This is a genomic window from Paenibacillus sp. lzh-N1 (assembly GCF_002872435.1).
GTDB classification, from domain to species: domain Bacteria; phylum Bacillota; class Bacilli; order Paenibacillales; family Paenibacillaceae; genus Paenibacillus; species Paenibacillus polymyxa_C.
The window spans coordinates 3,503,948-3,529,415 of the sequence record NZ_CP025696.1 but is presented as its reverse complement, the minus strand read 5'-3'; the positions used below and the strand labels follow the sequence as shown (position 1 = coordinate 3,529,415).

Sequence of the window (25,468 nt, the reverse complement as noted above, 5' to 3'; positions counted from 1 at the left end):
GGCTATGGATACTCAATCAATGGCTTTATCCGGCAATGAGCGGAAATTAATGGGGACACTTTGCTTGCTCATTATTTTCGGAAACATCAATATGACCATGTTTAATTTGTCTATACCTTCGATTTCCGCTGACTTTGCCCTGACCTCCTCGCAGGTGAGCTGGGTTATGGTCGGTTACAGCATTTTGATGGCTATCGGCGCTGGTACTTACGGCAAGTTAACGGAGTCCTTTTCCTTTCGCCAGCTGTATGTCATTGGTTTAATCCTTTTAGCTTTCGGCTCTATGATCGGCTTTTTTGCAGCTTCATACTTGCAAGTTATCATTGGAAGACTGCTGCAGGCAGCAGGGGCCTCATCCATCTCTCCCCTGTCTTATGCGGCAGTAACCCTGTATTTTAAGCCTACAGTCAAGGGACGGGTGCTGGGAACCTTATCCGCCACGATTGCCTTTGCTTCCGGCTTCGGGCCTGTGTTCGGCGGTTTCGTGGAGCAATACTTTGGTTGGCGTGCTTTGTTCATCGTGTCCAGTCTGAGCCTATTTGTTATCCCTTTGATATTCAAGTATGTTCCTGACAAGAAACACGACCGCGGTTCATTCGATTTTCTCGGAGCTGTTTTGTTCTCCGCGGGACTGGCGTTGGTGTTGCTAGGGGTTACGAACTATTGGTTTATGCTCATTGCAGGAGCAGCAGTTCTTCTATGGTTCGGTACTCATATTCAGAAAAAAGAACATCCATTTATCGATGCATCTTTCATGAAAAATGCTCCTTACCGACGAATTCTAGGGATTGGATTCCTTACCTTCGTATGCAACACGGGGTTAACCTTTACTCTTCCTGTCATGATGAAGAATTCCTTTCATTTACCAACTAGTAAAATCGGTCTGCTGATGCTTCCCGGTGCCGTCTGTGCAGCCTTGCTCGGATCCCGGATCGGAGGTTGGACAGATCGTTTCGGAAGCTCCCGCGTGCTTGTCATATCGCAAAGTCTCGTCGTCAGCGGATTTATACTACTGGGGGTATCCGTACATTTGCCGCCATGGATCGACGCTTTATTGATCATTATCCTTATGATTGGATTCAACGGTGTCCTCACCTCTAGCAGCAATTTAGTTTCGACGACACTCCGTTCGGCTGAGCTGGGTGTGGGGATGGGTATTTTCACACTGGCCTATCTCCTAGGCGGAGCATTCGGCCCTGCGCTGGTCGGCCGACTGATTGATCTAAAGATGCCTTTTTTTGTTGTTTATTTTACCATTTCCCTGTTGGCAATCCTGACATACTTATTCGCAAGAAAAGCAAATCCTAGCGGAAGCTATGGTAATTAGTTTGGTAGACTTACGACATGTCCGAAAGATATGGAGGATGAATAGATGAGTAAATTAAATTTCCAACTGTCCTTTGCTGCTATTCATGAGCTGGCCGAGGGGATCCGAACAAGGAAAATATCTCCGGTAGAGATTACAGAACATGCGCTTCACCGCATCGAACGTTTGAATCCGAAACTGAACGTTTTCGTTACCCAAACGTCCGAACTGGCGATTGAACAAGCGAAGCAATCGGAACGCGATATTATGCATGGTCGGTACAAAGGGCCCCTTCACGGGATTCCCATCGTTCATAAGGATCTATATTACACTAAAGGGATCCGAACAACTGCCGGTTCAAAAATATTGAACAGCTTCGTCCCCGATTACGATTCGACGGTTGCAGCTAAGCTACATGAGGCTGGAACAGTTCTGCTAGGCAAAGTACAGACTCACGAGTTCGCTGCGGGATTGACAACAACTAGCCCGCACTTCGGTCCTTGCCTCAATCCGTGGAACACTGAACTTGTAGCGGGAGGTTCAAGCGGCGGTTCGGCTTCTGCTTTAGCGGCTGGACTTACTTATCTGGGCACAGGCTCGGATACCGGAGGTTCGATCCGCATACCCGCTGCTTTGTGCGGTGTCGTAGGGATGAAGCCGACGTACGGTCGGGTCAGTCGGTATGGTATCATTCCAATGGCCTGGTCATTGGACCACTCGGGTCCGTTGACCCGCTGTGTCATGGATGCGTCCCTGTGCTTGGATGTGATGTCTGGCTTCGATCCAAAGGATGAATCGACTGTCGATCTGCCTGCGCCAGGTATCAAGATGTATCCGAATGGTCTCAGGGGTGTGCGTATCGGATTGCCGACAAGCTACTATTACGAGGATTTGATGCCGGAAGTGGAAGCTGCGATGAAGGCCGCTATCAATAAATTCCAAGAACTGGGAGCAGAAATCATCGAAGTTAGCCTGCCCCTGATCAAACATGTTAGAAGTGCGACGATGGCCATTATGATGACGGAAATGTACTCGTACCACGAGAAGTGGCTTGAGACAGAATTGGAACAGTATGGACCGGACGTTCGAATGTTTCTTGAAAGCAGTAGAGATATTCCGGCTTCCATTTACCTTCAGTCTCAGCGGGCCCGGCAACTAATTGTCAATGATTTTTTGAATGCATTGTCCGGAATCGACATCTTGTTGACGCCGGCAACACCGATCACTGCGCCGCGTGCAGATGATGATGCTAGTGTATTCAGATTGAACTCATTTACGGTTCCGACCAATTTGACTGGCTTGCCTAGCCTGAGCATGCCTTGCGGCTTCTCACCTTCCGGTCTGCCGATTAATATGCAATTGATTGGCCGCCCCTTCGAAGAAGCGACAGTACTAGGTATCGGCAATACTTATGAAATGAATACAGACTGGCACAAGAGACATCCGGATTTGTAAGCCTGACTATATTTGATGGAGGGTAATCTATGGATCAAAAGCAACTTAACTCTGAAGTTAGCAGGAAAGCATCAACCGAAACCGGAACAGATACGACGAGCGACAAGAAAAAAGCATACGAGCAGTTTATTCCTACGATCGCAAGTTTAAAGGAACTGGACCTATCGGGCATTGAGCCGCATTTGCCTCCAATTTACAAAAAGCACTATACCAAGAAATAAAAAAAAGCTCATCGGTCACCCAAATGAATGTATTTTTAATTTTTCACGAAATGTATTATAATTATGAAGACGGACAACATGTCCTATACACGAAAAACGGACATATTGTCCGTTTTTCGTGTTAAATAACAGTTAAATTAATGATGAAGGGAGATGTTTATGGTGAATTCAGAATCGCAATCTGTCTCTCTGAAAATTCCCAGAGAGGAGTTAAACCGAAGACGAATTTTGGCGGCGGCTAGAGAACTTTTCATCAAAAACGGTGTTTACAATGTCAATATGCATCAGATTGCGAAGACTGCTGGAGTAGGACAAGCAAGCCTATACCGCCGCTACTCGGATAAGGGCGACATATGTCAGGAGATCGCGTATGAAGAATACCAACCTTTGTTTGATGAAGTTCAAGCATTTCTTGATCAATCCCCAGAAACCGCTGCCTTGGACCGGCTTTACCATGTAATCGTAAGATATGTCTCTTTTTTAGAAGCGAAAGTTCCTTGGCTCTGTGAGGTCAGCCGGGCCTCAACCGGGCATCGTCCGTTACAATCTCCGTTATGTCAATGGATGCGCAATATAAGCAGAAATCTGCTAAATGAGGCCGTTGAACAGGGAGACGTATCCGGGGTGGACATTTCATATACTATTGAAGCCCTGCTGGCCGTGCTTCACAATATCGATTACCATCTCCAAGATGAAGGCTTTACAAGCCAACGAGTTCTTGATGGATTACACCGCATATTTATTGAAGGTTTAAGAGCTAATAGACATTAATTGAGGGGCTGGCCACAAAGCCACATAACATGGATGAGGGATAGTCCTGCGTAACTCCTCTTTTTATCTCATTATGGTATATTGAATGTACAAAGAAACCATATCCTTTCAAATGGTCGGGTGGTACCTCCATTTTACCCAGGAACGGTTTCTTATTGTTTTATAATTGGAGAATAGGACGTCCCTAGTCATTTTTATGACTTATGGGACAACCCTTTTTTTCTGCCAATGGCTGCTATGCGAGTTGAAGAGATTTGTACAGCACTTGGGGATTTCATTAAAATTTAGTCTATCTTTCTCCTTACGGATATACAGTAATACTTCGGGCATAGATTTATATAAAGTATGGTAAGATACCCCCGTGTATTCTAATACTGTACAAACTGTTATCCGGCCGGCTTTTTGGAGCAAATCGGAAATCACGAAGTCTACATCAGCCTTATATTTATTGATTCTTTCCTGTCTTAGTTTCTCTTTAGTTTCTTCTATTTTTGAAGTTATTTTATTGTTTAATTCGTTATAATTCGTGATTATATTGCTATAAGACATCCCTAAAAATGTGACTACATCCCTTAATGTAATTTGTTCATGATCGTGTGTTTTGATGTACTCATTTGCAAGTGACCAAAGATATTTTTCCTTTAACTTTGTGGTTTTGCTTTCTAATTGCTTTAGAGATTCTATTACCCAGTCTGTTTACTTCCAAGTCAGAAAATGGAATTTTTAGATATCGAGCAATTGCCTTATGAGATATTTTAAGATTTTCATACACAAATGTTTGAAGAGCTTTCTCCAATTGATCTACAAGTTCAGCACTGTTATAATTCTGACGTTCTATTGTTTTCCTTTGATAATGTTCTTTATCAAATAGGGCATTAAATATAAAATACCGTTGCACAGCAGGATCAAATAAATAATAGTAGAACGTTAATATTCCAACCTAAAATCGCTCTTGAGTTCTGTAGTAATCCGAGTTTACCCTCCCAATTTAAAAGCCCTCTAAAAATCTGAACCAAATCACTACTACATGTTCTGGTTGGACCGAATTTTTTAGATAACTCCCTTGACAAAAGCTTATTTTTATTTAAATATCCCATGATCTTGTACACAGTATTATTGGACCTTCCTAGTCCACGTGCTATTTCACTCACCGATTGTGTATTCTTTAGAATCTCCCGTGTTCTCTCAATCATACCAACCCAGTCATTAATTGATTTCCACATGTTATCTGAGGTATCAATCCCGTATTCCATCCAACATACTGTACAGACGGAATGCCTATTATATTTCTGACCTTGTACCATATGTTAGCATATATAGGGTAGATATAGTAAATAGAAACACAAAAAAACCAATAGAAACAAGGGTTTTTATTTCTACTGGTTTAAAAATGTCTCAAACATATACCCAAAAATGTCTCAGTTATCAACCAAATCAGTCTCAATTATTACCGTTACTCACAGCCCCCCTCCCTAATTTTGGTTATTTCATTTGAAGCATATTATAAATCATCTCAGCAGCTTCCGCACGCGTAACTTCCTGTTTGGCACGGAAGCTGCCATCTGGATATCCTTGTACTAAATTAATCTCAGTAAGACCAAGCACATCCTTTCTGGCCCACTCAACAATTTGAGAAGAATCTGAGTATACATTGCTTTCTTGCTGTGGTGTAGCCTTAATAATGTTATTCACCATTTTAGCAGCCTGCTCCCGGTTTATGACCCGATCTGGACCAAATACTTTGCTACTAAAACCTCGAGCGACTTGATCCTTAATTGCTGTTTTGAGTAGATCAACGTACCACGCCGATGGAGTAATATCCTCGAATTCTAGAGCCATATCCGTTTCGAGCGGTAATTTTAGAGAACGAACAAGCATCGAAGTGAATTCCATACGTGTTACAGGTCTGTTTGGTTCAAAAAGCGTGCTGGACGTCCCTTTCACTACACCCAAATCGGCAAGCGCATTTATTTTCTCTCTATTAAATACCCGCTCGATGTCACTAAAATGATTTGGCTTCGTCTCGATTGTTAAGCCTTGAAAGAACTCTGTTTTTATTTCTGTCGGCTCCTCTACAACAGTCTGAATCGGTTTTGCACTCCCCGCGCCTCCTGCTCCACCACCAGTATCCACAGTGTTCCCTGTAGTTTTGCCGTTTGCTTGTTTTGCCTCCGTGCGTTTTCCTTGACTATTTTCTGCCCAAAGTTGAACGGTATACAATTGCTTCTCTCTCAGTTGTCTCCAGATAAAACCTCGATCCTTGCCACGATATAGCTCAGTTCCTTCTTCACTGGCGAGGACGAAAATATCATTTTCATGTTCTGACTCCCAATGGATGATAAATTCACTATTGGTTGTTTCTGTCTTCGAAAACGCAAACGCTGGAGACGGTAGCGTCTCTACCTGACCTTCTGTTCGCTTACCTTCACCGCTTGTGTTCACTGGCTTAACAGTAATACGATACAATGTAGAACTGTCTAAACCGTCTACTTTAAACTCATGAGCAATCGTATGACCAATAAGCATCTCATTTTTATAGACATTATAAGCATCTGCACCTGGAGCTTCTTGCCACGTAATAAGCAGATCGGTATCCGTTACGCTTTTAACAACCAAGCTACGATCTGCTATTTGACCTGGCAACGCGCGATACGTAAGAGGAGTTATGTCGCCTTCCCCCGTTGTATTCATCGCCTGTATACTAAACGAGTAAATTATACCGGGCTGGATGTCTGAAAGTATAATATAAGCCTTTCTAGTGTTAAAAATTTCTCCTGTATCTTTGCGGATTACAGCATATTGTGAAGCGCTTATGATTTCATCCCAGGTCAGCGAAATCTTTCCATTCCCAAGTTCCGTGACTTTTACATTTTGTACCTGAGGCGGAAGCGTCAGCAGTTGACCCAACGCTGGTGGGCTGTAACCACTGCTGTTCCCACTGCTCACTTGAAAATCGTAGTTTTTCCCACCTGTTAAACCAGATACAACTACCCGTGGTTCCGTACTATAATAATTTTGACCGTTGATTGTTACCTTATATTGAGTTGCCCCATCAACCGGCGCCCATATCAATGTGGCATCATGCTCGCGAACATCTACAGCTGCAAGTTGTATAGGTGAATTAGGTAGTGTTACTACGTTGATAGATGTATCCCGACCCGTACCACTTCGATTGTAAGCCCGAATTTTAATATTGGCAGATCTGCCTGCTGGCAAGCCCTCAAAAGTATATGAACGGATATCACGCGGAATCTGCACCTTTGGTTCATCGTTAACATTCAAGATGTACCCTTCAGCCCCCTGCACATCTTGCCACGCTACACCGACAGAATATACATCCTTGGTTACACTTGAAAGTGTAGTTACCCGATCTGGCAATGTCATAACGCCGAGATGAGCGTAGTCTCCAAATCCTGTTGCATTTTCGGCAGATATACGATAGCTATACTCCGTTCCTGCCTGAAGCTCAGTATCGGTAAATTCTGTATATACATCGTTATAAACCGAGACCTCGTCTCGCTCAAGGGCGTAGTAGGTGGCAGTGATTACAGAATTCCACTTCAAGTCGATTCCATCTTCTCTTATGGTTACATTTCGGAATCCGCTTGGGCTGTCTGGTAGACTTAAAAAAGATACATGCTTTGCTGCCCCCTCTCCCGTGTCGTTTATAGCGGATACAGAAACTTCGTAATACTTACCAGGCTCCATCCCCTTAATTGAGTTATACACATCCTGTGTAACCGTATCCTTAAATATGATTTCTCCCGTATTTGCGTCCGCTGCTGTAATACTATATTTATTAGCTGAAAAAACTGGCGTAAATTCGGCCATAATTTCTGCTGAATGACGAGAGACCGGTCGCAACTGGACGTGATCTGGGGCATCAGGTAACGTTAATACATGCACTCGATTGGAATACGCATTGCCACCTACATGATTACTACATCGCACTTCATACTCATATTCATGTCCTCCTAGTAGCCCTGTATCTGTAAAAGAATTGGTTGGATGGCTAACATCCCAAACCTCATTTGTTGTTAGATTCCGGACTGTATAGACATAACCATCGTTAAGACCAGAGGGTAGAGTCCATTGCAAATCAACCTCTGTGTTGCGTACAGATGTTGCCGACAGCACAACCGACTGCGGTTGCTTTTGAATGCGAAGTGCACTGCTGACCCTTTCGTAGATGTTTCCTGCCTGGTCTTTTACCTTCGCATGGACATACCATTCACCTTCATTTGAAAGATCCAGCTGGACTATGGGATCGACTGCAGTCTCCCAGTTTTCTGGTGAATCGGGACTGTTCGTGACTTTATACTGCATTGTCGATGGTTCAATCCCCGAATGCTGGTCAGCATATTGTATCTTCACGTCAATATGGGTATCCTTCCATTCACGCGAGTTGGGTGTCAGTTGGATGCTCGGCTGTTCCAAATCGATATAAGTTTTTGCAGTCACCGGAACGCTTCGATTTCCAGCTGCATCTACAGCCTGAGCAGTTACTTCTACAATCCCCGAACTATTTAATATTCCCGATGAACCAGGCACATAAGCGCCAGAGCCCAATTGATATTCATAATGTACGGCTGTAGTATCCGTTGCACCTGAGAGCGTAAATTGTACTGGCTTATTGATATATCGGGTAGGATTCGTTACCTCAGAAAACGCAACTTTCGGAGGGGTTGGTTTGGTACGATCAATCAGGACCGATTGAGTCACAATTGGACTAGACACATCAAGATTATTGATCGTCCGCGCTGATAGCTCATAACTCCCTTCTGCATTCAATGTAAAAGTGCTATTGTATGTCAGCCACTCCCCTGTTGGACTCAAACGATACTGCGTCATCTTAATTCCATTTGTAGAGTCACTCCCTGACTCAATGGTAATATTCACATCACGGTTTGTTGGACCTGTTTCGCTAGCCCGTATAAGAGGAGCCGTCGGCCCCTTTTTATCAATCGTGACTTCTTTGCTTACCTCCCGGCTCACATTACCGACGCTATCGATGGAACGAGCATATATCGTGCTTTTGCCGTCTTGATTCACATGAAACACTCCACCGTAATCCTGCCAATCCTGATTCACAAAGCCGGTCAAACGAAATTGAGTATGAGCTAGTCCAGAATAATCGTCTGCACCCGGTTGTAATAAAACGGCATATTCATTACTGTTTCCTGTTACGTCTATATTGGGGGGAGTGGGTGGCATCCTGTCTATCCGGGCATTCGCGGAAGAAAGACCACTATACTGGTTATTCACATCCACTGTACGAGCATAAATTGTATTTACACCATGGTCATAGACAGTGAAAGGCCCGATATATTGCTGAAATGCTCCTCCATTCAGGCTATATTCATAGTATTTTAATCCTTCAGGAGCTACATCTCCATCGATCCACACGGTTACAGGCTCTTTGGTCCACCCTGTAACAGCTTGTCCCTCTGCGTCTGCGTGAATCTGGGGTGGTTTAGGTATCAAGTCTGATTTGGGAATAATACGGATTCCAAACCTGGATATTTCATTACTTGTCTGTTGACTAGTACCCATCGCTCTGAAATATCGAACATCCCTTAATGTAATAGAGTCGGTGATATCTATCCATTTTCCCTGGTAATCGTTATTGGCATAGAATTTCGTTACATTAGTCCATGTATATAAATTCGTTCCATTAGGTCTCCAATTGTCGCCTGCTGCGGCATTTGATGTATATATGTCGGTATGATAAGACCCCTCAATGTAAACAAAAACCCTGTAATCAGAAGTCTTAATAGATCTTCCAATATCAATAAAACGATTTGTCGGCTGTGTAGTCCCATCACATTTATACCTTGCCGAGCCCATGCCAGTGTATACTTCCGTTGCTCCTATCCCACTTCCTGACCAAGAGCCCCAACTGTCGCCCCCACCTGGCAAATTGTTTTGGCAAAAAGGGCCTCCTATGATTTCTTGGGTAGCAGCTGATACCCTTTCCGGGAATATAGGAATGGTCATCAATAAGAGGAGTAAAGCCAGTGCTCCATACACCCATTTACTGTGCTTCCTAACCCTTCGTTTATTTTTTCGATACATATCACTTCTCCTTACTGTATTTTATTTTCAAAGATTTCTACGTACTCGCTTTGACTAAAATAGAAAAAGCACCCCAAACCAAGGCAATAATGCCTAAGTTTGAGGTGCTTCCTCAAGTTCACGAGTATGTTTTGAAGCTATTATACTTCGTTCCAAGCAGGATGTAAACAGAACAGCAAAATGAACTGTAATAAATTCTCGAATTTCTCATCTCAGCGATCGTTTTGAAGTTTTAATCAACCTGAACACCCAAGTTTCGAAAAAATCCCCGCATATTCTGCATGTAAGAGTCCTGAGCAGGAGAAGATTCCTTAAGAAGATTTTGCATACTGTTCATAAACGCGGAAGCTGAGGATGTATCCGCTTTGTCAAACCAATTCGTTAACTGTGGTTTATTTAACAGCTCTTCAGTCTGTTCTGTACGTTCCTTGTATTTATTAATCCAATAGGGGTTTTGAGGAACCTTTTGTGCAAAACTCAACAGCTGGCTTAATCCATTTCCTCCACCCTTAATGTCATTCATGAACGCAGTATATTTTTGAGGATCGACCTGTTTCATCACTTCCGACAGCTTGACGTAGTCCTCAGGGGCACCTATCGGACGATCCGTAGGAGTCGTGTAGCTAATATCTCCGGTCTCTGAATCAATGGTTCGTGTCAAGGCAATACCAGCTATCTGGTTCATGGTTTGCATAAATTCCTTGGCTTTATCGCCTTCCATGTAATGATCCGCAATATACTTGGACTGGGAAACTCCCATCTCCAGCAATACCGCGCGCTGCTTCTCATCCGTTACCGTTCCATCGACGATAAAATTGGATTGAATCATATTGTACACAGCATCGGATACTTCTTCCGGTTGGCCCTCCAAAACCCGGTTTAATGCATCATTGATCTGTGTTGTGCCAAAATACTTGGCAGCATGCGACACGATATCCCCTTCAGCCAGCTTTCTGCCTGCTTCACTAATCTCCACAGTGTCCTGAACGACGAACCTGGAGAGTTTTTCTTCATGTAGCTGGGGGGATAGAACTTGCTTGCTTGCCGGGTCTATCCGTAAGCTACCAGAGCTAAGAACCGCTTGTTGTGCTCTAAGAGGTTCAAAATTCATCCTATTTCCTCCTGTCATGTTTGTAACAGGCAATCTAAGGCGTATGTACAATCTATGTAACCCTGTCGCTATATATATCGGACAAAGCATATATGGAATGAATATATGCTTTGTCCTAAAAATGAACAATTTTTGAAGCAAGCTCCTGACTCTGAATGTGAATTGTTAAACAAACAAGCTGACGCTGTCACTGCTTAATAGAACAGTACATCAACCGCCATAAATGCTATAAGCAAAGTGATATACAATATCTGTGGCTGTAAGCGAAGTACCTGACACCTGGGCAGCTACACCTGAAAGATCATAGTAATGTGTAAAGCTTATGGGGCCAGACAAGTATTCCGCAATACTTCCCGTAGAATGCGGTAGAGAAAGGGTCACACTAAAGGCTCCATTTTGATCCGTATAGCCAGTGCCTGTACGAGTTCGATTCCCGCTGCTTTCAGTCCAGTTCTGGTTCAACCATGTCACATTAACTGGCGCATTTGCTACTGGATAATTATCCGTTGTAGTAACGACACCCTTTACAGTCAGGTTGGTATTTCCATTAACCCGATAATGGCGACCGTAAGAGTAGGATGGATAGTCATTCGGACCGTTTTTAGAGTCGTATCCGTTAATTACAATTTTACCAGCCCGAAGTACTGGTTTAAGTGTCAGTGCATATAAGTGATCAGCTGAAAACTGATTTGTGGTGTACACTCGCACATAGTAGGTTCCCGTATTCAAGGTAACATTATGATTGGTTTGCGGTAAAAGTACCATTTGGTTGCCACTAAGAGCCCCGTAAACTTCCGCTTTGTAACCGTAGCTTTCCGAAGTGCTGTCTAATTTGACATTCAGAGCATCATAATTGCGATTCGCAGGAACTGTGACTTGATACCAATCGTTGTCAATTCCTGAATGAATGGAGCGTGAATTAAGGGTAGATCCCCCTGTACTAAATGTAAAGTTATAGGCATGAAAAGCACTCTCATCTGGTTCATAGGCATCATATTGGGAGTTTACATCCACGGTTAAATAGAAAGGATCATTTATGCTTGATCCCTTTTTGGAATGGACTGCAATTGCATAAGCTTTTTCAGATCCGGTAGCATTGCGGCTTCCTATGTTTTCAGAAAGTGATGCAGACCCATGTTCATACTTGTTAAAATAGGTTCCATAGGTGGAGGCATCAATAGCATTGGGGTTGATATCCCCTGTCGTCATATCAAATTCGTACAAGTATAAGTCATAGTCAAGTTGTTCTGAAAATGGACCATCCAACTGTGCCTGCAACAATTCACCTGGCTTCACATAAATCGGATATAAAAACTGCGTGCCTCCCTCTTCTGTAATCGTACCGGAGTACGTAGCAGAGGAAGCTGTAGCTACCGTTGGACTTGCTTTCAGGGAAGGAAGGGTCTCCTTTTTCAAAGAGAATGTCTCTGGTGCTTTGAAATTGATATTTTCCTGCATGTTATAAACGGAGGATGTAATACCTTCAGGCTTGTCCACCCTGGTTAGATGCTCAATAACATCTTCCTTATTCGTTGTTAGCTGAAAACTGGAATCAGCTTCAACAGCTTGTTTTTCCTTGTTCATCTCTGTGCCTTGACTCGCGTTTGCAGTCATCCCAAAAGCAAACAGGAGCATCAAGCTTAGCATAACTGAAATAGCCTTTCTGAACCTCTTCATACTGAAATCCCCTCTCAAATGGTTTAAGGAATTCCCGCTATTCCCTGGAGAACCAGGGCAATTCTAGGCTGTTGTCTCTATCATAAAACATTCTTGGTTCTAATGGAATATATTGAGTAAATATTTTTTAGTCTTCATTCCCTAAAATAGAAACCCCTAGAGTCAATAGATTATATGATAATTCTGGGACAATAAACTTATTTTAGACACTATTTTACCATAAAAACCCTACCAATCTCTTGTTTATACGTTATAATAAATAGATATGGGTAGTACTTTTAGCCTATATCAGCGTCGAATTACCCATAAACATACATAAAAAAGGGGAATACAGATGAAAAAACTCACCGTATTTATGCTAGTATTGTGTTGCTTTTCAATTTTGTCAGCTTGCTCTACCGATCCAGTAAAAAAAGATTTAATTACCTATGTGAATGACGGAATGCTTCCGTTAGCACAAGATGAAAAAGCAGTAACTGAAAAATATGAATCCGTGACAGGGGATAACTTCACAGATGATGAAATACTATATAATACGTTACGAGATGATATTATCCCAGAATACACCAAATACCTGGATAAGGTTGAAGCAGTAAAGACGGAAACTCCTGAGGTACGAGCTGTCCACGAAACCTACATCAAGGCAGTTAGCACTCAAAAGGAAGCACTCATTACGATGGTCGATGCGTTGGAAAAAGGGGATCTGAACTTAATTAATGAGGGTAATACCAAGCTAAGCGAGGGTAAAAAGCTATTCAGAGATTTTGGTGAACAGGTTAACACACTTGCCAAAGAGCACGACGTGAAGATCAATAAGAAATAAATTTTAAAGCTCCCGTCTGGGGAGCTTTTTCTATTTCCTAGGAATACTCGAAGCAAATTACCGCTTTCTTTAATTCTCGATCATAAAATAAGTAAACCGTATCAGCTCCAAACGCTTGAAAATAATACCCGGTGAAAGAACCGATATATGTAAATGTCTCACCATTGGTACGTTTAGGCACATGAAGCAAGTTAGTTTGCTCGAACTTAAGCATCTCTTCCAAGGATTCGTCATATTCCTTGATGTAGCTTTGAGCCTCATCAGACTGAAATGCAATATCATCCAGAATACCGTTGACTTCGGGAAAGCTTAGCCCCCAACCACTGGATTGCTTTTCCTCAAAATCGTGGGTGAGCTCTTCCACAGACTTTTTGGCCTCTCCAAAGGAGGAATAAGGATAGATTTTATTATTTTCTAAGAAAAATGCTTTGCGAGCTTCGTAATCTTGTTCATTAGCTGTGTACACCTGCTCCAGTCCGTCCAACGCCATGACTTCTCTCTTCATACGTAGGTACGCTTTATCCCCGGTAGATTTCAGCGCTTCATAGGTAGCTTCCAGCTGCGCTTTCTGATGAAGACTAAAATAATTCCAGTCTGCTTCGAATTTGTATTTGCCGTCAATTACATCGAATCCCAGCATATCTTCCTTGGTATATAAGGTATGAAATTGCTGAGTATTTTCACCCACACAGCCTTCGTGGATTTCTTTTACGGAAACAAAATGAAGCCACTCGTCCTGCTCTGGAAATAAGAACTGGAGATTAATCGAGCAAATTGGCAGAAAGTGCTTGCGGTGATGTTCAAGATCGCTGGCAAATACGTCCTCGTATGCTGGAAAACGTTTGATAAACCTCTCAGGTATGTTCATGGATGCTCCTCCTAAATTATACGGTTCTATGGTTGCTTTTCGATCCGAAACGTCCCCTCACTCGAAATCACGCTGTAAATTTCATCAAATCCTTCTTCGTAACTTGGGACCTCTAGTTTACTCATTACACTTTTAATACCGATTTCAGGAATATACTCTTTGCCTGTGCGCTGCTCATTACGCTTAATAGATTCAGCATAATCAGGTTCAAAGTAGTAGCCAATGATTTTAAATCCCTTGTTTTTACAAGCATCTATATATTTCTTTCGTTCTTCGACTGTGGGATTTGTATTGTCCACTACAAAACGCTGCATCGTTTCGATGGAGGTCTGAAGGTACATATTTTCCCTATTTCGTGTTTTAAGCATATCAAGATTTATTCGCATATGTGTTTTGAAGAATCGTTCTTTATAAAAAGTCGATTTGCCCGAAGCCTGAATTCCTATAAAAATGACACACTCCAAACCTCACACATCCTTGTTCAGGTATACATATTGGTTAATATAATCTCTATTTTGTGAAAAGATTGGCGTGTCATGATCAACATCCCACTTGCTTCTGACGGCTTCTCCTTTGTTATACTGTTGTTTGGTAATACAGATTCCCCGCTTTTGCCAGACCGGAAGGTCGTTCCAGTTCAGTCCTTTTTCCACAAAAAGCTTGTCTTGGAGCTGACTTCCGTTCAATCCTTGTAGTTCTGAATGCTTAAAATGAGCTTGAGCTACCATAGAAATGCTGTTTTTAGTAGCATCTTGTTGTCTCCATAGAAAGTAGTTGGCAACCTCATCGTGAGGCAAAACCCATGCTCTTGCATCAAAAGTGGCTAGAGGCTTATCCGGATAAACTTTCTGGATTTCCTCATTAAATTTGGCAGTAGCCAAAGAGGCAGATATAGACACCATCTTTTGAAGATTATTTTCAAACCATGATTGTGTCGTTAATTTGTCATAATTCGTAAGAAGCAGAGAGATTTCATCACTCTGATGGTACACCAGTTTACAGCCCATAATATTATAAGCCAGATATTTGCACGTCTCCCATAATGCAAAGATTAACTTTTCATCAAAAGGTTTCGTCATCCCACGTGTAAAAGTATGAAAATGAGCACCATCGATTCTGATAATTACGGGTAAACGGCGGGGCAGACTTAATCTATAAGCATTTTCATATTCCTTCATTCTATTTCCAAAATCATCTTTTTTCATAAACTATGTAGCTCCTTCACTTTTCATTGCATCCAAACATCGAAATCAATCAAAGGTGCAGTCGAACTCTCCAACAATATGGATATTGTGGGTTCCAATTTCTTTTTATTTCACAGCAATATTATCCTCGAACACAAAAACGGAGATGGCTATATCCTCCTCCACTTTAATATCTGAAAAAAGATGCAGTAAGCGGGAATCCATATACTCCTCCAGTTCTTTATTGAACTGTACAGGATAGATTTTTTGTACCATTTTGGTTCGAGCTGCATGCACCATCTCTCTTCCTGCAACCTCTTGTGCAAGAAATTTTTCGGATGGAGTTAAATTGCCGTATAGCATTGTGATGGCCATATTATCTACAAAGGTTGTATGTATGCGTTCCGGGCCTTTTCCAAATAGCTCTTTACGTACTTTTCGAATAATTTCGTTAAAACCCGTTTCCTTTCTCATATCGCACCGCTCTCCTAAATCTACTAAAATCCTTGTTACTATTTCCATCATAACCGATTCCTATCATATAAAACAGAGATGAAGCGAAAGTGATTCTTGGAACATGCTTACCATTGGACGCATAGAAAAGAAAACACAGCCCGTCCGATCGGACAGACTGCGTATATTACTGAATCCAAACAGACTAATCTTTCACCAATCGATTCGACAGCATCAACATGATAAAAGAGAATAAAATAATGACGGCTACCCAACTCCAGGAGAGTGTCATATTTCCGACCTCGGACACGGTGTAAATCGCCGTAGGCAGGGTTTGAGTCTGTTCAGGAATATTACCCGCAAGCATCAGTGTAGCTCCAAACTCCCCTAACCCTCGGGCAAATCCGAGAATGTATCCTGAAATGAGCGGTCGGTAGGCAAGGGGCATCGTAATATGTCGAAACACTTGCCATTCATTGGCACCTTGCGCACGTGCAGCCTGCTCTACCTCGGGATCTACAGCTTCAAAGCCTGCTTTGATCGTCCGATAAGCCAGTGGAAAAGCAACAACTACGGCCGCCACCACTGCGGCTCCCCACGTAAATACAATGGTCTGCTGGAACAGACTTTCAAAGGCAGTGCCAATCCAGCTTTTCCTTCCCAGCAAGATGAGCAATATAAAGCCGACAACAGTGGGCGGCAAAACGAGCGGAAGAAGTAGGACGGTCTCAATCACGCTGGTTCCTCTCCGCAGCGAGCAGTTCGCCATCATCCAAGCTACCACAGTAGCTAATAAAAAGACAATAATGCTGGAAACGACAGCGACTTTGACAGATACGATAACCGGAGGAAGAAAAGCCGACCAATCCAACGGGACCCCCTCCTTTATCTGTGAATTCTATTTCTTTTCTGTTGGAGCTGAAAATCCATCTTTACTGAATACGCTCATGGCTTCATCTGTACGCAGAAAATCGACAAACTCGCCTGCTTCCTTGCTATGTTTGGTTGCTTTTACAATACCTTCTGGATACAGGATAGGTGCATGCAATTCCTCAGGTACTTCTAGTGCTACGACTGTTTTATCGGATGATTTGGCATCTGTCAAATAAACGAGTCCAGCATCGGCATTGCCTGTTTCAACATAGTTTAATACCTGTCTTACGTCTTTGGCGAATACCATCTTCGGTTCCAGCTTGTCCCACAATCCGGCCTTTGTCAGCGATTCTTTGGAATATTGTCCGGCTGGAACGGTAGTAGGCTCCCCAACAGCAAGCTTTAGGAAAGAAGGATTTGTCAGATCATTGAGTGTAATACTTTTGTTATACGTGCTGTTCGCCTTATCTTGCGGAACAACCACAACCAGTTTATTTTGAAGCAGTACGCTATCTTTTTCCACTAATGAAGCATCGGTTAAAGCCTTCATTTGCTTCATGCCTGCCGATATAAATACGTCAGCGGGTGCACCCTGCTCAATTTGTTTTTGTAAAGTACCGGATGAAGCATAGTTAAAGGTAAGCTTGATATCTGGGTGCTGCTTTTCATATTGATCCTTGAGCGTATTCAGACTATCTTGAAGACTCGCAGCGGCAGATACAATCAACTCTGTTTTGGGTGCGGACGGTGTCGACTGTACAGCAGCCGGAGACGAACACCCAGCCAGAACCCATGCCAACAATCCAACAAACATGAATATGTACCCGAATCTCTTTTTCAATTTGTTTTTCCCCTGTCCTCTAAATTCCGAAATGAGTTGACAATGCAATCTCATAACGGTCCAAATCTATTGGGTCAACCCAAATATTTGTGATAAATAGATCTTGCCTCGGCGATATCCTTGGTGCCATGGATCAGAACACGTCCATCCTGAAAAAGAACCAACCGATGCGCTCCAATGACAACGGATACTAGATATGGATTATGCTCCACTTTGCCCCCTTGGCGGGATAGCAGGCGTGCCGCTTCGTTCAGATCACGTACAGCACGCGTGACTGGTCGGATCTGAACCGTATCACGTCCGCACAGTACAGCCGTTTTAGCCTGATGCTCCGATTGTAGAAATGGATACACTGGATGCTCACCACATGTCGGACAATCTATTTTTTTCATGGCGCTGATCTGGATCGCCTGATGTTGATTATTCCATAGATCGAAGGAAATCAGCTTGCCTTGTAAGGCTGAATTGTCCCCAGTCAGCAGCTTCAATGCTTCGGCACTTTGGTAAGCTGCCACCATTTGTACAGCTGGACTAATGATACCGACCGTATCACAGGTGGCACCGCCGAGCGGTACAGTTCCGAGCAGACAATGCAGACAGGGTGTCTGTCCTGGAACGATCGTAAAGGTTGTCCCGTAGCTACCAACACACGCTCCATAAATCCAGGGGATTTGGTGCTTTACAGCGTAATCGTTCAAAAGCAGACGTGTATCGAAATTATCAGTGGCATCTACGATGAGGTCCACCCCTATCGCAATATCGCCGATTTCCTCCAGTGATACATCTTGAACTAGTGCACGGATGTCCACGTCCGAATTGATTTGCTGCAATCGCCTCTGGGCGGCCACTGCCTTGGGTATCTGTTCATGGGCATCCGCTTCGTCGTAGAGCTGCTGGCGTTGCAGGTTGCTCCAGTCTACATAATCTCGGTCTACCAACGTCAACCGTCCGATGCCCGCTCGCACCAGCATGTCCGCGTTCGCAGTTCCCAGTGCTCCAGCACCTACCATTAATACATGCTTGCTGCGGATATTTTTTTGTCCTGTCGGCCCGATTTTTCCGAATAATTCTTGTCTTGAATATCGAGCGTGAGACGCCTGCGTGTGTGCTTTTGCATCAGCATCCTTTATTGGGTCCTTTTTCATTTCAGACATGTTAATTTACGCCCCCATACTTCTTATCCATTAATTGCTGCAAGTTGATCAGACAAGATAAAAGTCCAGATGTCCCGCCTAACTCGAAGTTATGGGGTGTTATGAGGATTCCAGCCACCTAGCTGGTGCCCCTTCCACTCCGAGCCATCCTCCCACACTTCCTTTTTCCAAATCGGTACGATTTGCTTCAAGCGTTCAATGGCATGGCGACTGGCCTCGTAGCAAGCATCACGGTGCGCAGCAGAAACAGCAATCACGACACTGGTCTCTCCAATCCTTACCGTACCAAGCCGATGTGTAATAGCAGTGCGCGTTGACGGCCAACGATCTGCAATTTCGTCACCTATCTGCTTCATCGTGTTCATGGCCATCGGCACATATGCTTCATATTCAAGCAGCACCGTTCGCTGACCTTGTGTAAATTCCCGAGTCGTACCATTAAAGGTCAATGAAGCCCCATGTGAAGGGTCGTGTACCTTGGAGGTTACCTCATCGGCATCAATCAGATCGTAGGTAATAGCGTATAAGCCACATTTTGAAACGACCGTCTCCATTCCGGGTGCTGACTGATGAAGAGCAATTGCGTCTGATGGAAGCACAAGTTCATCTGGAGAAGCCAACTTCTTATGATGGGTAAAAAAAGAACCTGACAGTTGTGAAGCTATCTCCGGGTACAGCTCATTCAGCCTTGTTCGAATGTCTGCAATGGTCACCGTTTCCTGTGAAAGTTCCATAGTGATCACGTCACCAAATTGTTCCGCCATACCTGCGAATAATTGAATATGATATTGCATTATGCACCCGCCCCCCTTTAATACACCCTATCTATCGAATTCACCTAATCTGTTATTGAAACTCATCCTCCTGAAACCGGAGGAATAATCGCAATCTCATCATGTATACTAACCAGATCCTCAGGAGCGGCGTAGGCCTGATTTCTGGCAACAAAAGCCCCCTGCAACTGGGCCGCTGCTTCAGGAAAATATTTGGACAGCAAGTCTTTTAATTCGCTGACGGTCATCGTTTCCTGATCAGCAGACACCGTGATCATAGGCTTTCCCATCAGTTCTGCAAGTCCGGCAAATACTTGAATATGATAGTTCATTAAGTAGGTTCCCCCCTTTCAGTACAAGAATGACCATCGCATATACACCAAGAAAAACCAACATGAACTAATACCTCGAAAGGTTTTATTCCATGCTGGTTAACGATGATGGTCTACATTGATTATTTTTTATATTATATTTTAGATTCTACCAGTTCATCAATCCGCTCCGTGTGCGTGTACACGTTCAAAGAACGACTTCGTATAAAACCTACGGTAGTAATCCCGAGATCCTCTGCCAATTCAAGTGCAAGCTCTGTGGGAGCTGACTTGGACAAAACAACCTCACAACCAATTTTCGCAACCTTCAACAAAATTTCAGACGAGATGCGCCCACTGAATACGATGATTTTATCTTGTAATATAATATCATGCTTTAGGCAGTACCCATAGATTTTATCGAGCGCATTGTGTCGGCCGATATCCATTCTGGACAGGATTATTCCGTCTTTATCACACAGCGCAGCATTGTGAACGCCACCAGTCTCCTGAAACGTATGTGCCGAGGTTTGCATCAAATTCATCAGCCGAAAACAGTCATCGAAAGATACCGTAACATGAGCATCATTCATTCTTTTTGCCACTTTGGCATCATTTATAAAGTAAAATCCCTGTCTACTTTTTCCGCAGCAGGAGGTAATGTATCGTTTGGAATGAAAGTTTTGATAAAACTCATTCATCCGACGGGTTTTAATATGAACAAATCCTTCTTTTTCCTGAACCCAAATATCTTCGATATCATCATACCGTTGAATGACGCCTTCAGAGGCCAAAAAGCCTACTGCCATATCCTCTACATACTCTGGTGTACAAACCATGGTGGCAAATTCCTGCTGATTGATTTTAATGGTCACCGGATACTCCGTCACCACTGTGTCTTCAAAACGCTTGATTTGACCGTCCCGGTAACGTAGGATCTCGCGTTTTACCTCAGCCGGCTTTTCCATGTGCTCAACTCCCTTGTTTCTGACAGGCTGGCTCTTTGGTTCACCCGCCGATATGTGACATTTCAATTTTGGACGATGCTTGCTTTGTATGAGTCAACCGTTCCTCTGAATAGCGGTCGGTACGTCCTCTCCATACACGCTCAATGTAAGATCTAATCTCATCATCGGATTGCTCGGACCGCAGCATCGTGCGAAGCTTGTACCCTTTAGACGCAAACAGGCATGTGTACAAGGAGCCCTCAGCAGAAATTCTCGCCCGTGTACATGTGGAGCAGAAAGCGTCCGTAACGGATGAAATAATGCCGATTTCCCCGTCTCTGTCCAGATACCTATAGCGCGTCGCTACCTCACCTTTGTATTGGGGTGGAACAGGTTCTAACGGCATGTGCTCGTGGATCGTTTCGATGATCTGTTGCTTGGAAACAACCTGATCCAATTTCCAGCCATTGGTGTTGCCTACATCCATAAATTCAACAAAGCGCAAAATATGCTTTTTCTTTTGAAAATAGTCGGCCATGGGCACGATATCCTGATCGTTAAAGCCCTTTTGCACGACCATATTTATTTTCACCTGCATTCCCGCTTGAGCTGCAGCCTCAATACCTTCCAGCACCGCCTTTACACTGCTTCTCCCCCCGTTCATTCGGCGGAATCGATCATCATCAAGCGAATCCAGACTAACTGTCACTCTCTTCAGCCCCGCCTCCCGTAGTGACGCTGCATATTTAGGCAAAAAGACACCGTTTGTCGTCATGGCAATATCTTCGACCCCATCGAGTTGAGTTAGCGAATGAATGAGCGAGGACAAATCTTTCCTCAGCAACGGCTCACCCCCAGTAATGCGCAGCTTTGTAACACCCAGCGAGACAAAGATACGAGAAAGGCGGGTAATTTCCGCAAAGGTCAATATTTTTTCTTTTGGCAAAAACGGATAGTCATGGCCAAATATTTCTTCAGGCATACAATATCGGCACCGAAAATTACATCGGTCTATGACGGATATTCTCAAGTCCCGTAACGGACGATTCCATTGATCGTCGCTGCGGTTCGCCATCCCGTTCACCTCAATCCGTCTTCATTAATAAACCTCTTTAAACTCTAAACTGAACCAAAAAACCGGCATCACAACAACTTCTTCGCTTATGAATACCGAAGAATCTGCTAAATGCCGGTTAATTTATCTACATCAGGATTTTACGAATCCTCACATCATGTGATATAGAAAAATCAAACTAACAAGCGCTGCGCCAAATAAAATATACGCGATTCTCACGTACACTCCATTCACGAATGCTCTCAAATAGATACATTCCTATTGTTAGCAATCCTGGAACGTTTGTCAATGATTTTTCGCTTTCTCAATTGATAATCATTATCGATTAAAAATTTTAATAAATCACCGTTGAACTATCTTAAATTTTACGCTATAGTTACACCAGATGACATGCAGAAAATGACATATTCAATTTATTGATATACAGACGGTGCGTACTGTCTGGTATTAATACATACTCCTATGGCGGATTGGCCTCCAGGACCTAGAGCTTGGTCACTACTCCACCATAAACACAAGTGCTTAAACACGAGCACTTGTGTTTATGGTGGAGTTTTTTTGTTCCCAATTTTAAAATTCAAAATCTGAAAGGAGCCTGAACCGTGACGGATAGTACGATCAAAATTACATTAAACGGACAGGAACTGAAAACGAATAGCAGTGCAACCATTCTTGAAGTAATCAACGAAAACAATATTGCCCATCCCCAACTGTGTTACGTTCCCGAAGTGGATCCGATCCGCACCTGTGACACATGTATCGTGGAAGTAGACGGAAAGCTTGTACGCTCCTGTTCAACACTTGCTACGAATGGAATGAATATTCATCTACATTCAGATCGCGCAAAAGCAGCTCAAACCGAGGCTATGGATCGTTTGCTGGAAAATCACCTCCTCTACTGTACAGTGTGCGATAACAACAACGGTAATTGTAAACTGCATAACACCGCAGAGCTTATGGAAATTGAACATCAAAAATATCCATATCGACCGAAGGTTGATCCCACAGAAGTGGATATGTCCCACCCTTTTTACCGTTATGATCCCAATCAATGTATTGCATGCGGCCAATGCGTAGAGGTATGTCAGAACCTTCAGGTCAATGAAACACTGTCCCTCGACTGGGAGGCTGAACGCCCTCGCGTGATCTGGGATGAAGGAGTTGCAATTAACGATTCCTCCTGCGTCAGCTGCGGTCAGTGTGTAACGGTCTGCCCATGTAACGCCTTGATGGAAAAGTCCATGCTGGGAGAGGCCGGCTTCATGAGCGGCATAAATAAGGATTTATTAAATCCAATGGTTGATCTAATTAAGGAAGTGGAGCCAGGCTACAGCGGTATTTTTGCAATTTCGGAAGCTGAAGCAGCGATGCGTGAAACACGTACGAAAAAAACAAAAACCGTCTGCACGTTTTGTGGTGTAGGTTGCAGCTTTGAAGTTTGGACCAAAGGCCGCAAAATTTTGAAGGTACAACCTACCTCTGAGGGGCCTGTTAACGGCATTTCGACATGCGTCAAAGGGAAATTCGGTTGGGATTTTGTGAATAGCGATCAGCGTTTGACCTCGCCTTTAATTCGTCAAGGAGACGAATTCGTGGAAGCAACCTGGGAAGAAGCCTTGAGCCTGATGGCCAGCAAAATGGGAGCGATCAAAGAAACCTACGGCGGCGAGGCACTCGGCTTTATTTCTTCGTCCAAATTTACCAATGAAGAAAATTATCTGATGCAAAAGCTGGCTCGTCAGGTGTTCCAAACGAATAACGTTGATAACTGCTCACGGTATTGCCAATCTCCTGCATCATGGGGTCTACAATACACCGGAGGCATCGGCGGAGACAGCGGTACGATTAAAGACATTGCCTCAGCAGGTTTGGTCATACTGGTCGGCTGTGCGCCGGGAGAAGGACATCCTGTGCTGGCTACCCGCATCAAACGTGCGCATAAGCTGCATGGTCAAAAGCTGATCTCGGTGGACCTGCGCAAACATGAAATGGCAGAACGCGCAGATCTGTTCATGCGTCCGAAGCAAGGTACGGATTATGTATGGTTATCCGCTGTAGCCAAATACATCATTGAGCAAAACTGGCATGATGCTAAATTCATTGAGGAACATGTAAATTTCTATCCTGAATATTTGAAATTGCTGGAGAACTTCACCTTGGAATTCGCCGAACAGGAAACTGGCATTTCCAAAGAGACGCTGATTCAGGTAGCAACCATGATTCACGAAGCGGATGGCACGGCCATTTGCTGGGGTATGGGCGTGACACAAAACATCGCAGGCTCCTACACTTCGATTGCAATTGCCAACCTGCTGCTGGTGACTGGCAACTTTATGCGTCCGGGTGCAGGCGCATATCCGCTTCGTGGTCATAACAATGTGCAGGGCGCTGCCGATATGGGTACGATGCCAGATATTTTCCCTGGCTATCAGCCCGTAACGAACGATGCCATTCGTTCCAAGTTCGAAGCGGCCTACGGCGTACAAATTCCAAGCCAACGCGGACTGGACAACATTCAAATGCTGGAAGCCATTGAGACGGGTAAGCTCAAAGGTATGTATATCGCTGGAGAAGAAATGGCATGGGTGGATGCGGACTCCAACCATACCCAAGAAATGCTGGCGAATTTGGATTTCCTTGTCGTTCAGGATGTATTTCTGAGCAAGACAGCTGAATTCGCTGATGTCATTTTGCCAGCCGTACCTTCACTCGAAAAAGACGGAACCTTCACAAACACCGAACGTCGCGTACAGCGTTTATACGAGGCGCTCCGCCCTGTAGGAGACAGCAAACCGGATTGGTGGATTTTCAGCCAATTTGCCAAGCACATGGGATTTGATTGGGATTACAGTCATCCGAGTGAAATTTTTGAGGAAATGGCGGCGCTCACTCCATTTTTCTCCCAATGTAATTATGACGTATTGGAAGGCTGGAACAGCTTCCATTGGGGATCGCCGGATGGTAGCAACACACCGCTTCTGCATACCAACGGCTTTAACTTTCCAGATAAAAAAGCACGCTTGGGACTTTTCGAATATGTACCACCAAAAGAGTACCCCGCTGAATTCGATCTGACCTTAAATAATGGTCGACTGCTCGAACAATTTCATGAAGGAAATATGACGACAAAGTCAACAGGCCTTCAGCTCAAACTTCCAAAAGTATTTGTGGAAGTTTCCCCTGAGTTGGCTGAGGAGCGTGGAGTTACAGACGGATCGCTGGTTCGGCTGGAATCTCCCTATGGTGCGGTCAAGCTACGTGTTCTGGTGACGGACCGGGTACAGGGAACTGAAATTTATGTGCCAATGCACTCTACCAGCCATGAGGGTGCTGTCAATCTATTAACTGGTGGAGCATTTGATGTCATCACCCGTACACCAGCCTATAAACAAACCAAAGTACGGATGCAAATTTTGGAGATCGATGGTCAGAATCCACTGCCTCGTATCAATCCACGTTATAAAAAGCGGCATCCGCAAAATGGGGTTGAAGTGAACCGTAAGTGGAATCGTCCCGGTTACGTCGATTTGGTAGATCAAAAATAAGGAGG

General features: G+C 43.8%; 20 protein-coding genes. 6 read left to right on the top strand and 14 right to left on the bottom strand.

What is annotated here, in order from left to right:
* The first annotated feature begins 4 nt into the window (after nt 1-4).
* The 4 genes from C0638_RS16100 to C0638_RS16085 all read left to right on the top strand — a co-directional run bounded on the left by C0638_RS16100 (nt 5) and on the right by C0638_RS16085 (nt 3,753).
* The gene (locus C0638_RS16100) at nt 5-1,327 is read left to right on the top strand and encodes an MFS transporter (protein ID WP_058710252.1); all 1,323 of its coding nucleotides are present in this window, start codon (nt 5-7) and stop codon (nt 1,325-1,327) included.
* A 45-nt stretch (nt 1,328-1,372) separates the two neighbouring features.
* Nucleotides 1,373-2,761 carry an Asp-tRNA(Asn)/Glu-tRNA(Gln) amidotransferase GatCAB subunit A gene (locus C0638_RS16095; RefSeq protein ID WP_040103270.1) on the top strand — a complete coding sequence of 463 codons (1,389 nt, stop codon included), beginning with the start codon at nt 1,373-1,375 and terminating at the stop codon, nt 2,759-2,761.
* Between the two features lie 29 nt (nt 2,762-2,790).
* Nucleotides 2,791-2,982, top strand: coding sequence for a hypothetical protein (locus C0638_RS16090; RefSeq protein ID WP_013372236.1), 192 nt, complete (start codon nt 2,791-2,793; stop codon nt 2,980-2,982).
* A gap of 159 nt (nt 2,983-3,141) precedes the next feature.
* Nucleotides 3,142-3,753 (top strand): TetR/AcrR family transcriptional regulator, encoded by a 612-nt coding sequence (locus C0638_RS16085; RefSeq protein WP_013372237.1) that lies wholly within the window; start codon nt 3,142-3,144, stop codon nt 3,751-3,753.
* A gap of 1,482 nt (nt 3,754-5,235) precedes the next feature.
* Here the strand turns inward: C0638_RS16085 and C0638_RS16065 are convergent.
* The 3 genes from C0638_RS16065 to C0638_RS16055 all read right to left on the bottom strand — a co-directional run bounded on the left by C0638_RS16065 (nt 5,236) and on the right by C0638_RS16055 (nt 12,616).
* Nucleotides 5,236-9,828, bottom strand: coding sequence for a fibronectin type III domain-containing protein (locus C0638_RS16065; RefSeq protein WP_058710253.1), 4,593 nt, complete (start codon nt 9,826-9,828; stop codon nt 5,236-5,238).
* A 232-nt stretch (nt 9,829-10,060) separates the two neighbouring features.
* Nucleotides 10,061-10,939 carry a hypothetical protein gene (locus C0638_RS16060; RefSeq protein ID WP_058710254.1) on the bottom strand — a complete coding sequence of 293 codons (879 nt, stop codon included), beginning with the start codon at nt 10,937-10,939 and terminating at the stop codon, nt 10,061-10,063.
* 210 nt (nt 10,940-11,149) lie between these two features.
* A complete protein-coding gene (locus tag C0638_RS16055; RefSeq protein ID WP_058710255.1) occupies nt 11,150-12,616 on the bottom strand; it encodes an Ig-like domain-containing protein in 1,467 nt (488 codons plus the stop codon).
* A 334-nt stretch (nt 12,617-12,950) separates the two neighbouring features.
* On the opposite strand from C0638_RS16055, the gene C0638_RS16050 reads away from it, so the two are divergent.
* Nucleotides 12,951-13,439, top strand: a complete 489-nt coding sequence (locus tag C0638_RS16050; RefSeq protein ID WP_058712444.1) for a hypothetical protein — start codon at nt 12,951-12,953, stop codon at nt 13,437-13,439.
* Between the two features lie 37 nt (nt 13,440-13,476).
* Here the strand turns inward: C0638_RS16050 and C0638_RS16045 are convergent, their stop codons facing one another.
* The 11 genes from C0638_RS16045 to moaA all read right to left on the bottom strand — a co-directional run bounded on the left by C0638_RS16045 (nt 13,477) and on the right by moaA (nt 21,918).
* Nucleotides 13,477-14,307, bottom strand: coding sequence for a hypothetical protein (locus C0638_RS16045; protein ID WP_013372242.1), 831 nt, complete (start codon nt 14,305-14,307; stop codon nt 13,477-13,479).
* A 26-nt stretch (nt 14,308-14,333) separates the two neighbouring features.
* Complete coding sequence (locus tag C0638_RS16040; RefSeq protein WP_013372243.1) at nt 14,334-14,771, bottom strand: AAA family ATPase; 438 nt, start codon at nt 14,769-14,771, stop codon at nt 14,334-14,336.
* Nucleotides 14,772-14,774: 3 nt separating this feature from the next.
* On the bottom strand, nt 14,775-15,512 hold the full coding sequence (locus C0638_RS16035; protein WP_058712445.1) for a tRNA(His) guanylyltransferase Thg1 family protein: 738 nt from the start codon (nt 15,510-15,512) through the stop codon (nt 14,775-14,777).
* Nucleotides 15,513-15,617: 105 nt separating this feature from the next.
* A complete protein-coding gene (locus C0638_RS16030) occupies nt 15,618-15,965 on the bottom strand; it encodes a Na-translocating system protein MpsC family protein (protein WP_013372245.1) in 348 nt (115 codons plus the stop codon).
* Between the two features lie 184 nt (nt 15,966-16,149).
* Nucleotides 16,150-16,815, bottom strand: coding sequence for a molybdate ABC transporter permease subunit (modB, locus tag C0638_RS16025; RefSeq protein ID WP_040103261.1), 666 nt, complete (start codon nt 16,813-16,815; stop codon nt 16,150-16,152).
* 27 nt (nt 16,816-16,842) lie between these two features.
* A complete protein-coding gene (gene modA / locus C0638_RS16020) occupies nt 16,843-17,658 on the bottom strand; it encodes a molybdate ABC transporter substrate-binding protein (RefSeq protein ID WP_040103260.1) in 816 nt (271 codons plus the stop codon).
* 74 nt (nt 17,659-17,732) lie between these two features.
* Nucleotides 17,733-18,812 carry a thiazole biosynthesis adenylyltransferase ThiF gene (locus C0638_RS16015; RefSeq protein ID WP_040103259.1) on the bottom strand — a complete coding sequence of 360 codons (1,080 nt, stop codon included), beginning with the start codon at nt 18,810-18,812 and terminating at the stop codon, nt 17,733-17,735.
* Between the two features lie 89 nt (nt 18,813-18,901).
* Nucleotides 18,902-19,606, bottom strand: a complete 705-nt coding sequence (locus C0638_RS16010) for a molybdenum cofactor biosynthesis protein (RefSeq protein WP_025675145.1) — start codon at nt 19,604-19,606, stop codon at nt 18,902-18,904.
* Nucleotides 19,607-19,668: 62 nt separating this feature from the next.
* Entirely contained in the window at nt 19,669-19,917 is a 249-nt protein-coding gene (moaD, locus tag C0638_RS16005; RefSeq protein ID WP_013372250.1) for a molybdopterin converting factor subunit 1, read from the bottom strand.
* Nucleotides 19,918-20,051: 134 nt separating this feature from the next.
* Nucleotides 20,052-20,864 carry a formate dehydrogenase accessory sulfurtransferase FdhD gene (gene fdhD / locus C0638_RS16000; protein WP_013372251.1) on the bottom strand — a complete coding sequence of 271 codons (813 nt, stop codon included), beginning with the start codon at nt 20,862-20,864 and terminating at the stop codon, nt 20,052-20,054.
* Between the two features lie 40 nt (nt 20,865-20,904).
* On the bottom strand, nt 20,905-21,918 hold the full coding sequence (gene moaA, locus C0638_RS15995; RefSeq protein WP_016324579.1) for a GTP 3',8-cyclase MoaA: 1,014 nt from the start codon (nt 21,916-21,918) through the stop codon (nt 20,905-20,907).
* Between the two features lie 602 nt (nt 21,919-22,520).
* Between moaA and fdhF the strand changes: the two genes are divergently transcribed.
* Nucleotides 22,521-25,463 carry a formate dehydrogenase subunit alpha gene (gene fdhF / locus C0638_RS15990; protein ID WP_040103258.1) on the top strand — a complete coding sequence of 981 codons (2,943 nt, stop codon included), beginning with the start codon at nt 22,521-22,523 and terminating at the stop codon, nt 25,461-25,463.
* Nucleotides 25,464-25,468 lie beyond the last annotated feature (5 nt).

What these genes read in the sequence shown, in the direction of transcription:
- moaD (WP_013372250.1), bottom strand. Translation starts at nt 19,917, where the DNA reads ATGAACTATCATATTCAAGTATTTGCCGGACTTGCAGAACTGATGGGA.
- C0638_RS16060 (WP_058710254.1), bottom strand. Translation starts at nt 10,939, where the DNA reads ATGAATTTTGAACCTCTTAGAGCACAACAAGCGGTTCTTAGCTCTGGT.
- C0638_RS16030 (WP_013372245.1), bottom strand. Translation starts at nt 15,965, where the DNA reads ATGAGAAAGGAAACGGGTTTTAACGAAATTATTCGAAAAGTACGTAAA.
- C0638_RS16055 (WP_058710255.1), bottom strand. Translation starts at nt 12,616, where the DNA reads ATGAAGAGGTTCAGAAAGGCTATTTCAGTTATGCTAAGCTTGATGCTC.
- C0638_RS16065 (WP_058710253.1), bottom strand. Translation starts at nt 9,828, where the DNA reads ATGTATCGAAAAAATAAACGAAGGGTTAGGAAGCACAGTAAATGGGTG.
- C0638_RS16015 (WP_040103259.1), bottom strand. Translation starts at nt 18,812, where the DNA reads ATGTCTGAAATGAAAAAGGACCCAATAAAGGATGCTGATGCAAAAGCA.
- C0638_RS16085 (WP_013372237.1), top strand. Translation starts at nt 3,142, where the DNA reads ATGGTGAATTCAGAATCGCAATCTGTCTCTCTGAAAATTCCCAGAGAG.
- C0638_RS16090 (WP_013372236.1), top strand. Translation starts at nt 2,791, where the DNA reads ATGGATCAAAAGCAACTTAACTCTGAAGTTAGCAGGAAAGCATCAACC.
- moaA (WP_016324579.1), bottom strand. Translation starts at nt 21,918, where the DNA reads ATGGCGAACCGCAGCGACGATCAATGGAATCGTCCGTTACGGGACTTG.
- C0638_RS16095 (WP_040103270.1), top strand. Translation starts at nt 1,373, where the DNA reads ATGAGTAAATTAAATTTCCAACTGTCCTTTGCTGCTATTCATGAGCTG.
- C0638_RS16100 (WP_058710252.1), top strand. Translation starts at nt 5, where the DNA reads ATGGATACTCAATCAATGGCTTTATCCGGCAATGAGCGGAAATTAATG.
- C0638_RS16035 (WP_058712445.1), bottom strand. Translation starts at nt 15,512, where the DNA reads ATGAAAAAAGATGATTTTGGAAATAGAATGAAGGAATATGAAAATGCT.
- C0638_RS16045 (WP_013372242.1), bottom strand. Translation starts at nt 14,307, where the DNA reads ATGAACATACCTGAGAGGTTTATCAAACGTTTTCCAGCATACGAGGAC.
- C0638_RS16050 (WP_058712444.1), top strand. Translation starts at nt 12,951, where the DNA reads ATGAAAAAACTCACCGTATTTATGCTAGTATTGTGTTGCTTTTCAATT.
- C0638_RS16010 (WP_025675145.1), bottom strand. Translation starts at nt 19,606, where the DNA reads ATGCAATATCATATTCAATTATTCGCAGGTATGGCGGAACAATTTGGT.
- fdhD (WP_013372251.1), bottom strand. Translation starts at nt 20,864, where the DNA reads ATGGAAAAGCCGGCTGAGGTAAAACGCGAGATCCTACGTTACCGGGAC.